The sequence below is a fragment of the Cellulomonas sp. Root485 genome, from assembly GCF_001426705.1.
Lineage (GTDB): Bacteria > Actinomycetota > Actinomycetes > Actinomycetales > Cellulomonadaceae > Cellulomonas.
This window is the reverse complement of sequence record NZ_LMFC01000002.1, coordinates 997,995-1,010,714: the sequence shown is the minus strand read 5'-3', so window position 1 is coordinate 1,010,714 and position 12,720 is coordinate 997,995. Positions and strand designations below refer to the sequence as shown.

10 protein-coding genes are annotated in these 12,720 nt (G+C 72.9%); 9 read left to right on the top strand and 1 reads right to left on the bottom strand.

Annotated elements, in window-relative coordinates:
• Window positions 1–11: 11 nt before the first annotated feature.
• Window positions 12–716 (bottom strand): vitamin K epoxide reductase family protein, encoded by a 705-nt coding sequence (locus tag ASD16_RS13195; protein ID WP_235523274.1) that lies wholly within the window; start codon window positions 714–716, stop codon window positions 12–14.
• A gap of 196 nt (window positions 717–912) precedes the next feature.
• Between ASD16_RS13195 and ASD16_RS13190 the strand changes: the two genes are divergently transcribed.
• From ASD16_RS13190 to ASD16_RS13150, 9 genes are all read left to right on the top strand, one after another.
• A complete protein-coding gene (locus ASD16_RS13190) occupies window positions 913–1,554 on the top strand; it encodes a nucleoside triphosphate pyrophosphatase (protein ID WP_055917882.1) in 642 nt (213 codons plus the stop codon).
• A gap of 116 nt (window positions 1,555–1,670) precedes the next feature.
• Window positions 1,671–2,150, top strand: coding sequence for a hypothetical protein (locus ASD16_RS13185; RefSeq protein WP_055917878.1), 480 nt, complete (start codon window positions 1,671–1,673; stop codon window positions 2,148–2,150).
• A 209-nt stretch (window positions 2,151–2,359) separates the two neighbouring features.
• Window positions 2,360–4,159, top strand: a complete 1,800-nt coding sequence (locus tag ASD16_RS13180; protein ID WP_200942943.1) for a biotin carboxylase N-terminal domain-containing protein — start codon at window positions 2,360–2,362, stop codon at window positions 4,157–4,159.
• Between the two features lie 7 nt (window positions 4,160–4,166).
• Window positions 4,167–4,673 (top strand): NUDIX domain-containing protein, encoded by a 507-nt coding sequence (locus tag ASD16_RS13175; protein WP_055917876.1) that lies wholly within the window; start codon window positions 4,167–4,169, stop codon window positions 4,671–4,673.
• A 113-nt stretch (window positions 4,674–4,786) separates the two neighbouring features.
• Window positions 4,787–5,668 carry an iron uptake transporter permease EfeU gene (gene efeU, locus ASD16_RS13170; RefSeq protein ID WP_055917874.1) on the top strand — a complete coding sequence of 294 codons (882 nt, stop codon included), beginning with the start codon at window positions 4,787–4,789 and terminating at the stop codon, window positions 5,666–5,668.
• 31 nt (window positions 5,669–5,699) lie between these two features.
• Window positions 5,700–6,902, top strand: coding sequence for an iron uptake system protein EfeO (gene efeO, locus ASD16_RS13165; RefSeq protein WP_055917871.1), 1,203 nt, complete (start codon window positions 5,700–5,702; stop codon window positions 6,900–6,902).
• A gap of 14 nt (window positions 6,903–6,916) precedes the next feature.
• Window positions 6,917–8,254 (top strand): iron uptake transporter deferrochelatase/peroxidase subunit, encoded by a 1,338-nt coding sequence (efeB, locus tag ASD16_RS13160; protein WP_055917870.1) that lies wholly within the window; start codon window positions 6,917–6,919, stop codon window positions 8,252–8,254.
• 23 nt (window positions 8,255–8,277) lie between these two features.
• Window positions 8,278–10,236 (top strand): endonuclease/exonuclease/phosphatase family protein, encoded by a 1,959-nt coding sequence (locus ASD16_RS13155; protein WP_157453927.1) that lies wholly within the window; start codon window positions 8,278–8,280, stop codon window positions 10,234–10,236.
• Window positions 10,237–10,277: 41 nt separating this feature from the next.
• Complete coding sequence (locus tag ASD16_RS13150; protein ID WP_055917863.1) at window positions 10,278–12,614, top strand: glycoside hydrolase family 31 protein; 2,337 nt, start codon at window positions 10,278–10,280, stop codon at window positions 12,612–12,614.
• Window positions 12,615–12,720 lie beyond the last annotated feature (106 nt).

Sequence of the window (12,720 nt, the reverse complement as noted above, 5' to 3'; positions counted from 1 at the left end):
TGCGTCCGCGGTCAGGCGAGGATGATCGAGCCGTACTTCAGCAGGATCGCGACCGCCAGCAGCACGATGAGCGCGATGGTGACGAACCAGTCGTTGCCGTGGTCGACGAACCGCCGGGCGGCCGGACCCCAGCGCCCGGGGAACCTGATGACGCCCTCGCGGACGTTCAGCCGGGTCAGCCCCGCCCACACGAGCGTCGTCGTGACGGTGATGAGCAGGCACCACGGGCACAGCGCCCCGATGACGACGTACGCCTCGTAGAAGAGCCACCAGGCGAACAGGAAGCCGAGCGTGTAGATCGTCTGCGCGCCGAGCATGAACCAGCGCGGGAACACCACGCGTCCGAGGATGGCCACGGCCACCGTGATGACCACGGCCTCGGCGGCGATGCCGAGGTAGGCGTTGGGGAACCCGAACAGCGACGCCTGCCAGCTCTGCGCGACGATGCTGCAGCTGATCACCGAGTTGAGGTCGCAGCCCAGCGACGCCGTCGGGTCCAGCGCGAGCGTGAGGGCCTCGATCGAGAGCACGAACGACGCGAGGAGGCCGACGATGCCGGAGACGACCATCTCGAGCGCGGTCCGGGTCCGCCACGCGTGCGACGGCGGCTCCAGCAGGTCCGGGTCGGGATCGACCTCGTCGACCTCGTCGAGCTCGTCGAAGTCGTCGACGTCCTCGTCCGCACCCGTTGCCGACGACCTCGTCGCGTCACCCACGGCGTCTCCTCGCGTCCCTCGTGACCTCGGACCGGCGGTTCCGCCCGTCGCACCCGACCACAGCGCGCCCATTGTGCCCTGATGCGCTGTGCCGGGCGCACGGGTCCGAGGTCCCGACGTCGGCAAGTCGCGACCCACGTCCTCGTCGGAAGCCGCCGATCTCACGCAGGGAGCCCACGAACTAGGCTCGCCCACCGTGACCCGTCTGCTGCTCGCCTCCGCCTCGCCCGCCCGCCGCGCCACCCTGCTCGCCGCCGGGATCGAGCCGCTCGTCGCCGTGTCGGGCGTCGACGAGGACGCGGTCCTGGCCGCCGCCCACGACCGGTTCGGGGCGCTGGACCCGGCGGACGCGGTGCTCCTGCTGGCGCAGGCGAAGGTGGAGGACGTCGCCCGGAACCTGCCCGAGGAGCTCGACGACGCGGACGACCTGCTCCTGCTGGGCTGCGACTCGATGCTGGAGCTGGACGGCCAGATCTTCGGAAAGCCTCTGGATGCTGCCGACGCGACGGCCCGGTGGCGCACGATGCGCGGCCGCTCGGGCGTGCTGCACACGGGGCACTGGCTGATGGACGAGCGCGACGTGCCGGCGATGCTCGGGGCCACGTCGTCGACCACGGTGCGGTTCGCGGACCTGTCCGACGAGGAGGTCGACGCCTACGTCGCCACGGGTGAGCCGCTGGCGGTGGCCGGCGCGTTCACGATCGACGGCCTCGGCGGCCCGTTCGTGGAGCGGATCGAGGGCGACCACCACGGCGTCGTCGGCCTGAGCCTGCCCCTGCTGCGCGAGCTGCTCGGCGAGGTCGGCGTCAGCATCCCGGACCTGTGGCGCAAGGCATGACCTAGGTCCCTAACGGGGCAGGCCACCGGCACGGAACGATCGTCTCGTGGGCCAGCCCGAGAGGCCCATCGGAGCCCGGGTAGGCCGGGTCCGCGACGGGCGCCCAAGGACACCTCATGTCGACCAACCCTGTAGCACCGACCAACCGCTTCGTCCGCATCTCCGGCCTCCTGGCGATCATCGCCGGCGCCGTGTTCATCATCGCGGGAGGCGTCACGTGGGGCGCTGTCTCGACCCACCTCGCCGCCGAGAACATCACGGTCGCCGACGACGCCGCCGCCTTCGCGGGCCAGACCGTCGACACGCCGTGGGAGGCGTACGCACAGGCCGAGATCATCAACCACCACGCCCTCGAGGCGACCGGTGGCAAGACGTACGCGGAGCTCGGCAAGGAGGACCCGCTGCGCGCCGTGGCGATGAACGGCTCCTTCCTGCGGGCGTCGCTGTTCACGTCGGTGGTCGCGTTCGGTGTCGCCGCCCTGGTCGTGGGCGTCGGCGTGGTCTTCGGGCTCATCGGCTTCGCCCTGCGGCGCCTCGCGCCGACGGCGACGACCGCCCCCGAGGCGGTCGACGAGAACCGTCTCGCCAGCGTCTGACGCAGGCTCGGCGAGCCCGGCCCCGCACGGGGCCGGGCTCGCTGTTCTTGTGGTGACCGGACAACCGGGTCACCGCACAGACGTCGTCACGAGCCCGGCGCCTGAGGATCCCTACAAGGAGCCCCCGGTGACCTTGGCCGGATCGACAGTCTTGACCGGGCACGCCGCGCGCGCGTCGGTGCGGATCGTCGAGGGCGTTACGGTGAGCCGTGCCCGCTATCTCCAAGGTCCTCATCGCCAACCGCGGTGAGATCGCCGTCCGCATCGCCCGTGCCTGTCGCGACGCCCGGATCGCCTCCGTCGCCGTCTACGCCGACACCGACCGGGAGGCGCTGCACGTGCGCGTCGCCGACGAGGCGTTCGCACTCAACGGTGCCCGCGCGGCCGAGACGTACCTCGACATCCCCAAGCTGCTCGACGTCGCGCGGCGCTCCGGGGCCGACGCCGTGCACCCCGGCTACGGCTTCCTCGCCGAGAACGCCGGCTTCGCCCAGGCCGTCCTCGACGCCGGCCTGATCTGGATCGGTCCCCCGCCCGCGGCCATCGACGCCCTCGGGGACAAGGTCAGCGCACGCCACATCGCGCAGAGGGCCGGTGCCCCCCTGGTCGCCGGCACGCCGGACCCGGTGCAGAGCGTCGCCGAGATCCACGCGTTCGTCGCGGAGCACGGCCTGCCCGTCGCCATCAAGGCGGCGTTCGGCGGTGGCGGCCGCGGCCTGAAGGTGGCCCGTGAGTCGAGCGAGATCGACGAGATGTTCGAGTCGGCCACGCGCGAGGCCGTGGCGGCGTTCGGGCGCGGCGAGTGCTTCGTCGAGCGGTACCTCGACCGTCCGCGGCACGTCGAGACGCAGTGCCTGGCGGACCAGCACGGCACGGTCGTCGTCGTCTCCACCCGCGACTGCTCGTTGCAGCGTCGCCACCAGAAGCTGGTCGAGGAGGCGCCCGCACCGTTCCTCACCGACGCGCAGAACACCCAGCTGGTGGAGTCGTCGAAGGCGATCCTGCGCGAGGCCGGCTACGTCGGCGCCGGGACGTGCGAGTTCCTGGTCTCCGCCGACGGCGTCATCTCGTTCCTCGAGGTCAACACGCGTCTGCAGGTCGAGCACCCGGTCACCGAGGAGATCAGCGGCGTCGACCTGGTCCGTGAGCAGCTGCGCATCGCGTCGGGCGAACCCCTCGGCTACGACCACGTGGAGTCCCGCGGGCACTCGATCGAGTTCCGCATCAACGGCGAGGACCCGGGCAAGGGCTTCCTGCCGGCCCCCGGCCGGATCAGCAAGCTGCGGTTCCCGTCGGGCCCCGGGGTGCGTGTCGACTCCGGCGTGGTCGAGGGCGACAGCGTCTCCGGCCTCTTCGACTCGATGATCGCCAAGGTCATCGTCACCGGCGCGGACCGCCCGCAGGCGCTCGCGCGGGCCCGTCGCGCGCTGGCCGAGCTCGAGGTCGTCGGCATCCCGACGGTCGTCCCGTTCCACCGCGCGGTGCTCGACGCCGAGGCGTACGCCCCGGCCGACCCCGCGCAGCCGTTCTCGGTGCACACGCGCTGGATCGAGACGGAGTTCGCCGAGACCGTCGCCGCGCTCAGCGCCGCGCCCGAGTCCGCGCAGGACGAGGACGACGAGCCGGCCGCGCTCGAGCGCGTGGTCGTCGAGGTCGGCGGCAAGCGGCTCGAGGTCGTCCTGCCGGCCGCGCTGGCCCTGGGCCGCGGACCTGCCAGCGCCGGTCGCGGCTCGTCCGGCCCGTCCGCACGCCGACCTGTGCGCCGCGTGGCGCGTGCGGCGAGCAGCGGCAACGGCACGACGCTGAGCTCGCCGATGCAGGGCACGATCGTCAAGGTCGCCGTGGCCGAGGGCGCCACCGTGGCCGAGGGCGACCTCGTCGTGGTGCTCGAGGCCATGAAGATGGAGCAGCCGCTCGTGGCGCACCGCGCCGGGACGGTCACCGCGCTGTCCGCGGGCGTCGGCTCCAGCGTGAGCGCGGGCACGGCCATCTGCGAGATCGTCGGCTGACCCGGGCGTGAGCGACGCGCCACCCACCCACCGCCAGCGCCAGCCCGGCGACGGCTGGGTCGAGTGCGCGTGCGGACGTCGGCACTGGGGCCTGTACGGCGCCGCTGGGCTGCTCCTGGTCCGCAGGGCCGCCGACGGAGGGCCGGTCGCCGTCGTCCTGCAGCACCGCGCGCTGTGGAGCGACCAGGGCGGGACGTGGGGTGTGCCCGGCGGCGCGCGGATGCCGGGCGAGTCCCCCGAGGACGCGGCGCTGCGCGAGGCCGAGGAGGAGGCCGGGATAGACCGCGTCGCCGTCCGGCTGCGCGAGTCGCGGGTGCTGCAGCACGAGGACTGGTCCTACACGACCGTGATCGCCGACGAGGTCAGCCCGGTCCACCCGACCGTCACCGACGCCGAGAGCGTCGAGCTGCGCTGGGTGCCGGTCGACGAGGTGGCCGACCTCCCGCTCCTGCCCGCGTTCGCCGCGGCGTGGCCGCACCTGCTCGACCGTCTCGTGGCTCTCGGGGGCCGGTGACCCGCGTCACAGGCTCACCCCTGGGATGACGTCGCGCCCGACTTGTTCCGGGGGGTAGTCTCCGGCAGGTGAGGTAAGGCTCGCCTCATCACTCCCCAGCCGAAAGCCGCTCCATGCTCGCCAACTACCTGATCGGCCTGCGCGAAGGCCTCGAGGCCGCGCTGGTCGTCAGCATCCTCGTCGCCTACCTGGTCAAGACCGACCGTCGCGACCACCTGCCCGCGCTGTGGGCGGGCATCGGCATCGCGATCGCGGTCTCGCTCGGGTTCGGCGCGCTGCTCACCTTCGGCCCGTCGGGGCTGTCGTTCGAGGCGCAGGAGGCCATCGGCGGGACGTTGTCGATCGTCGCGGTCGGGCTGGTCACCTGGATGATCTTCTGGATGGCCCGCACGGCGCGGCACATGAAGTCCGACCTGCACCACAAGCTGGACGACGCGCTCAGTGCCGGCAAGAAGGCCGTCGTCGTCGTCGCGATGCTCGCCGTCGGTCGCGAGGGCCTGGAGACCGCGCTGTTCCTGTGGGCGAGCGCGCAGGCCACCAGCGGCACGGCCGTGGACGCGAGCCCGAACCTCGCCCCGCTGATCGGAGCAGCCCTCGGCCTCGGCACCGCGGTGCTGTTCGGCTGGCTCATCTACCGGGGTGCGCTGCGTCTCAACATGCGCGTGTTCTTCGCCTGGACCGGCCTGTTCCTCGTGGTCATCGCCGCGGGCGTGCTGGCGTACGGGGTCCACGACCTCCAGGAGGCCGGCATCCTGCCCGGCCTGAACACCCTCGCGTTCGACGTCTCCGCGACCATCCCCCCGAGCAGCTGGTACGGCACCGTGCTCAAGGGCGTCTTCAACTTCTCACCGGCCACGACCTGGCTCCAGCTGTTCGCCTGGACGGCCTACCTCGTGCCGACGATGTACTTCTTCATCCGCACCACGTGGGGCTCCGCACCCGCTCGCCCGACGGCCCCCGCCGTCCAGCCCGCCGTCCGCGCCTCCGCCGCCTGACCCCCTTTCAGCGCCTTCTCCGAGGAGAACCATGTCCCGCCGCTCCACCGTCGTCGCCGCTGCCCTGGCGACGCTGGTCCTGCCGCTCGCCGCCGCCTGCGTCCCCAACGACCCCGCACAGGCCGGCGCGTCCGGCGGCGCGGGGGTGCTGACCGTGACGTCCACGGCCGACGCGTGCGACGTGTCCGCGGCCGAGGCCGACTCCGGCACGGTGCGGTTCGCGGTGACCAACGAGGGCGACGACGTCACCGAGTTCTACCTGCTCGGCGACGACGGTCTGCGCGTGGTCTCCGAGGTCGAGAACGTCGGTCCCGGCATCACGCGGGAGCTCGTCGTGCAGGTCAAGCCCGGCACGTACTACACGGCGTGCAAGCCCGGCATGGTCGGCGACGGGATCCGCGCGGAGTTCATCGTGAACGACAGCGGAGTCGAGGTCGGACCCACCGGAGACACCGCGGACCAGCTCGCGGCCGCCGAGGCGTCGTACGTGGCGTACGTCAAGGACCAGGTGGGTTCGCTCATCGCCGGAACGGAGCAGTTCGCCGCCGCGTACACGGCGGGTGACGACGAGACCGCGAAGTCCCTGTACGCCGACACCCGTGCGCACTGGGAGCGGGTCGAGCCCGTCGCGGAGTCGTTCGGCGACCTGGACCCGCTGCTCGACCTGCGCGAGGCGGACGTCGAGGAGGGCGCCACCTGGAGCGGCTGGCACCTCATCGAGAAGGACCTGTGGCAGCCGTCGCCCGAGGCCAACGGCGGGATCGCCTACGTGCCGCTGACGCCGGAGCAGCGCGAGTCCGCCGCGGCCGACCTGGTGACGTACACCCAGCAGCTGGTCGACGAGGTCAACTCCCCCGACTTCACGTTCGAGGCCTTCCAGATCGCCAACGGCGCCAAGGAGCTGCTCGACGAGGTCGCCACCGGCAAGGTCACCGGCGAGGAGGAGATCTGGTCGCACACCGACCTGTGGGACTTCCAGGCCAACGTCGACGGCGCGCGCGTCGGCTACGAGGTGCTCGCGGACGTGGTCGAGGCCGCGGACCCCGAGCTGGCTGCCACACTGGCCACCCGGTTCGAGGAGATCGACGCGCTGCTCGCGGAGCAGGGGTCGCTCGAGACCGGCTTCACCTACTACGACGAGCTCACCGAGGCGCAGGTCAAGGACCTCGCCGCCGCGGTCGACGCCCTGTCCGAGCCCCTGTCCCGCCTCACCACGACGGTGACGGGCGCCTGATCGAAGGAGCGCACGTGCACGACGAGACCGACGGGCCGCGACTCTCGCGGCGCGCCGTCCTCGGCCTCGGTGGCGGCCTCGCGGCCGCCGGGGTCGTCGCCGGCTTCGGCGTCGGTCGCGCGACCGCACCCGAGCCCGCCGTCGCGAGCACGGCCGCCGGGACGTACCCGTTCACCGGCGCGCACCAGGCGGGCATCGTCACGCCCGCGCAGGACCGCCTCTACCTCGCGGCGTTCGACCTGACGACGACGTCCCGCGACGAGCTGGTCGAGCTGCTCCGGCGGTGGACCACGATCGCGGCGCGGCTCACCCAGGGGCTCTCCGCCGGGCCGTTCGGTCCGGCCTCGGGACCGTACGACGCACCCCCGGACGACACCGGCGAGGCCGCGGACCTGCCCCCGGCGGGCCTCACGATCACGTTCGGCTTCGGTCGGTCGATGTTCGTCGGCACCCCCGGTCCCGACGGGACCCCGGGCGAGGACCGGTTCGGGCTCGCGGACCGGCTGCCCGACGGGCTCGTGGCACTGCCGCACTTCGCGGCCGACGACCTCGATCCCGCCCGCAGCGACGGCGACCTCGTGGTCCAGGCGTGCGCGGACGACCCGCAGGTCGCGGTGCACGCGATCCGCAACCTGTCCCGGGCCGCCTTCGGCTCGGCGACGATCCGGTGGACGCAGCTCGGCTACGGTCGCACGTCGTCCACGAGCACGGCGCAGAAGACACCGCGCAACCTGTTCGGGTTCAAGGACGGCACGGCCAACGTCAAGGCCGAGGAGACGGACGCGCTCGAGGAGCACGTGTGGGTGCCCACCTCCGAGGGCTGGCTCGCCGGCGGCTCCTACATGGTCGCCCGCCGGATCCGGATGCGGATCGAGACCTGGGACCGCACGTCCCTGCGCGAGCAGGAGAACCTCGTCGGCCGCACCAAGGGCGAGGGCGCGCCGCTGTCCGGCGGCACCGAGTTCACCGAGCCGGACTTCGCGAAGGAGGGCCGCGACGGTGCTCCGCTCATCGCGGTCGACTCGCACGTGCGCCTCGCACACCCGTCGACCCACGACGGCGCCCGGATGCTGCGCCGCGGCTACAACTTCACCGACGGCAACGACTCCCTCGGCCGGCTCGACGCCGGGCTGTTCTTCCTCGCGTTCGTGCGCGACCCGCGCACCCACTACATCCCCGTGCAGGCGATGCTGTCACGCGACGACGTCCTCATGGAGTACCTCACGCACACCGGCTCGGGACTGTTCGCGGTGCCTCCCGGCGTGCCGGACGGGTCGCTGGTCACCGGGCCCGACGGCACCCCCGTGACCACCGACGACAGCCCGTTCGTGGGGCAGCAGCTGTTCGCCTGACCCCGCGGGGTAATCTCGCGCGCGTGACGTCCACGCCGCCCGCCGACCCCTCCGTCCGGACGCCCCCCGACGCCGGCACCCCGACCCGGGTCTGGCTGGTCGCCCTGCTGACCGTGCTGTGCGTCGAGATGATCCGCCTGAGCGGTCCGCTGCTGGACCGGGCGTTCGCCGCCGGTGTGGTGCAGGCCGCGCTGACCGCACTGGGCACCTACGCGAGCGCGGGCCTGGTCGCGGCGCTCCTGCTGCTGGCGGTGCGTCGGACGTCGGGGACCCCGGACGCCCGGACCCTGCTGGTCGGCGCGAGCGTCCTCGGCGTCCTGCGCGTCGTCATCCAGGCCCTCGACGGCGGCGCGCTGTTCGTCGTCGGCCTGGTCACCGTCGCGGTCGCCGTCGGGGTGCTCACCCTGGCGGTCGCGTTCGTCGCGGGCCGCCCCGCCGGGGGCCGTCAGGCGGCGATCGGGCTGATGATCGGGTGCGGGCTGTCCGTCGGGCTCCAGCTCGTGCTGGGGACGTGGGACGCGGTGTGGCGCGACGGGTGGACCGGCTGGGTGGTCGCCGTGGTCCTCGCGGTCGGCGTCGTCGTGACCGCCCGGGGGCTCGTCGCGTTCACCGCCGCGTCGGCGTCGGAGGCGACCGGCCGCCCGCGACGCCTGTGGGTGCTCGGGCTGTTCCTGGCGCTCGCCGCGATGATCGTCGCGAACCCCGCGTTCGTGGCGTCGCAGTCCGGGGTCGCGCTCGGGTGGGCGGGACTCGTGGTCGTCGTCGCGAACGCGCTCGGCGCCTGGACGCTGCTGCGGCCCGACCCGTGGCCCGGCGGCGTGCGCGTGGGTGCCGCAGTGCTGCTCGTCGCGGGCGTCGCGTGCGCGCTGTGGCTCACCGGGATCGCCGCCCTGGTGGCCGTGGTGGTGCTCCAGCTGACGCTCGGCATCGTGCTGTCCGCGGCGTTCAGCGCCCACCGGCCGGCCCCGCGCGGGATCGCGCGCACGGGGGCCGCGACGCTGGTGGTCGGGCTCGGCGCCATCGGTCCGCTGCTGCTGTACATGCTCGACTACGACGTGCCGCTGCCCGTCGACAACGTCTGGGTGATCGTCCTGGCGGCCCTGGGCCTCGCGCTGTCCGGCCTGCGCCGACGCACCCCCGGAGCAGTCCCGGCGCTCACCAGCCCCGACCGGCTGCCCGCCCGGACCAGCTCCGTGCGGCTGCTGATCCTGCCCGCGGTCGTCCTGGCGGTGCTCGGGCTGGTGCCGTCGACCACGAGCACGACCGGGTCCGACGTCCCCCCGCGCGCGGCCGACGAGCCCCTGACGCTGATGGACTGGAACCTCCACTACGGGGTCTCGCCGCTGACCGCGGTGGACCTGGAGGGCATCGCGGCGACCATCGAGGCGGAGGACCCCGACGTCGTCACGCTGCAGGAGGTCCAGCGCGGCTGGGTGTTCGGCGGCGGCTCCGACATGGCGACCTGGCTCGCGCACCGGCTGGACATGACCATCCACTTCGCACCCGCGGCGGACCACCAGTTCGGGAACGCGGTCCTGGCGCGCTCGGAGCTGACGGACGTCGTCGTCCATCCGCTCCCCTACGGCGCCGGTCCGCAGAGCCGGTCGGCCCTGTCGACCACCCTGACGACGGCCGACGGTACGCCGCTGCGCGTGACGTCGATCCACACGCAGCACCGCGAGTCGAACACGCCCACCAGGCTGGAGCAGCTGGGGGCCCTGGCCGCGGCAGAGCCCGTCGAACCCCCCGCGATCCTCGCCGGCGACGTGAACGCCGAGCCGGGCTGGCCGGAGATCGAGCTGCTGGAGGCCACGGGCTGGGTCCCCGCGGACGACGAGATGCTCACGTCGCCGGCCATCGACCCCGCCTACAAGATCGACTGGGTGTTCGGGCAGGGTGTGACCTTCCACCAGGTCAGCCGCTCGTTCACCGCCTTGTCCGACCACCTGGCGCTCGTCGCCGAGTTCTCCGTGGACGACTGACCCCGGACGACGCGAGCCCCACCCCGGGGCACACTCGACTCATGACGTCCCGTGCGCCGCTGCCCTCACGTCCGGTCGCCGACCCCCGCGCGGTCGTCCAGGGACCCACCTACCGCCTCACGGTCCTGACCGACGGGCTGGTCCGGCTCGAGCACTCCGCCGACGGCGACTTCGAGGACCGCGCGTCGACGTTCGCGCTGAACCGCGACCTGCCGGTGCCCGACTTCCGGGTCATCGAGTCCGAGACGCACGTCGAGGTGGTCACGGACCGGTTCCACCTCGTCTACGACCGTCGCCCGTTCAGCACGAGCGGCCTGAGCCTGTCGGTGCTGGGCGGCATCAGCTCGTACCACTCGGTGTGGCGGTACGGCGAGGAGCCGTCCGGGCTGGGCGGGACCGCGCGCACCCTCGACCTGGCCGACGGCGCGATCCCGCTGGAGCCCGGCGTCGTGTCCCGGCAGGGCTTCGCGGTCCTCGACGACTCCCGCTCGATGGTCTTCGACGACGAGGGCTGGGTGTCTCCCCGCGACGGGTCCCGCACCGACCTGTACGTCTTCGCCTACGGCCACGACTACCCCGCCGCGATCCAGGCGTTCTACGCGGTCTCCGGCCCGACGCCCCTGCTCCCCCGGTTCGCGCTCGGCAACTGGTGGAGCCGGTTCCACCGCTACACGGCGGACTCCTACGCGGCGCTCCTGGACCGGTTCGACGCCGAGGGCCTGCCCTTCTCCGTCGCCGTGATCGACATGGACTGGCACGTCACCGACGTGGACCCGACCCTCGGCAGCGGCTGGACCGGCTACACGTGGAACCGGTCGCTGTTCCCCGACCCCGCGGCGTTCCTGGCGTCCGTGCACGACCGCGGCCTGCGCGTGACGCTCAACGTGCACCCCGCCGACGGGGTCCGCCCGCACGAGGACGCCTTCCCGGCGATGGCCGCGGCGCTCGGCCGCAGCACCGACGACGCGATCCCGTTCGACGTCACCGACCGCGCGTTCCTCGACGCCTACTTCGACGTGCTGCACCGCGGCCTGGAGGACGACGGTGTCGACTTCTGGTGGCTCGACTGGCAGTCCGGACCGCACTCGCGCGTCGCCGGCATCGACCCCCTGTGGATGCTCAACCACTTCCACTTCCTCGACAGCGCGCGCGACGGCCGTCGGCCCCTGACGTTCTCCCGCTACGCCGGGCCGGGCAGCCACCGCTACCCCGTCGGGTTCAGCGGCGACACCGTCATCTCGTGGGCGTCCCTGGCGTTCCAGCCCTACTTCACCGCGACCGCGTCCAACATCGGGTACGGCTGGTGGAGCCACGACATCGGCGGCCACATGTTCGGCGGCAAGGACGACGAGCTCGCCACCCGCTGGGTGCAGCTCGGGGTGTTCTCGCCGATCCTGCGCCTGCACTCGGGCGCCAACCCGTTCACCGCGAAGGAGCCGTGGACGTTCGAGCCCGCGGCTCGTTCGGTGATGACGGAGCACCTGCGCCTGCGCCACCGGCTGCTCCCCTACCTGCACACCATGAACCACCGCGCCGCGTCCGAGGGGCGTCCCCTGGTCGAGCCGCTCTATCACCGGTGGCCGTCGGCGGACGAGGCGTACGACCAGCCCAACCAGTTCCTGTTCGGCAGCGAGCTCGTCGTCGCACCACTGACGACGCCCGCCGACCCGCGCACGCGCCTCGCCTCCGTGCGGGCCTGGCTGCCCGCGGGCACGTGGGTCGACCTGTTCACCGGCGTGGTCTACGACGGGGGTCGCGAGCTGCTGCTGCACCGCGACCTGACGAGCATCCCCGTGCTGGCGGCAGCGGGCGCGATCGTCCCCCTCGACGGTGCGCCCGTCCCCGCCAACGACCCGGTGAACCCTTCGGCGTTGGAGGTCCTGGTCGTGGTGGGCGCCGACGGGTCGTTCACGCTGGTCGAGGACGACGGCGCCGACGGGATCGCCCGCACGACGCTCACCTACTCCCAGGGGACTCTGACGGTCGCGCCCCCGACCGGCTCGGTGGACTGCCTGCCCGCCACCCGCACGTGGACGGTCACGTTCCTCGCGTTCGACGGCACGCCGGTCGTCCCCGGGTTCGCCAGCCGCACCGAGCGTCACGACGGCCGCGTCTCGGTGACCGTCGACGACGTCCCGGTTCACGCCACGCTCACGGTCGAGCTGGGCCCGGACCCGCAGCTCACCGCGAACGACGTGGCCGGCCGCCTGTTCACCCTGCTCGACCGCGCCCAGATCAGCTACGACCTGAAGACCCGCATCCACCAGATCGCCACGTCGGACGCCCCCTTGTCGGTCCGCGCGTCCCACCTGCAGTCCCTCGCTCTGGACCCTCCGCTGGCCACAGCGGTAGGCGAGCTCCTCCTCGCCCGCACCTGACGCCGACCAAGCCCTGGATGCCGTCACCGCACCCGGATGCGCCACCCATGGCTTGGTCGACCGCCGAACCCGACCTGAGTGCCGTCCAGCACCCAGGGTCGGGTTC

What these genes read in the sequence shown, in the direction of transcription:
- ASD16_RS13185 (WP_055917878.1), top strand. Translation starts at nt 1,671, where the DNA reads ATGTCGACCAACCCTGTAGCACCGACCAACCGCTTCGTCCGCATCTCC.
- efeO (WP_055917871.1), top strand. Translation starts at nt 5,700, where the DNA reads ATGTCCCGCCGCTCCACCGTCGTCGCCGCTGCCCTGGCGACGCTGGTC.
- efeU (WP_055917874.1), top strand. Translation starts at nt 4,787, where the DNA reads ATGCTCGCCAACTACCTGATCGGCCTGCGCGAAGGCCTCGAGGCCGCG.
- ASD16_RS13150 (WP_055917863.1), top strand. Translation starts at nt 10,278, where the DNA reads ATGACGTCCCGTGCGCCGCTGCCCTCACGTCCGGTCGCCGACCCCCGC.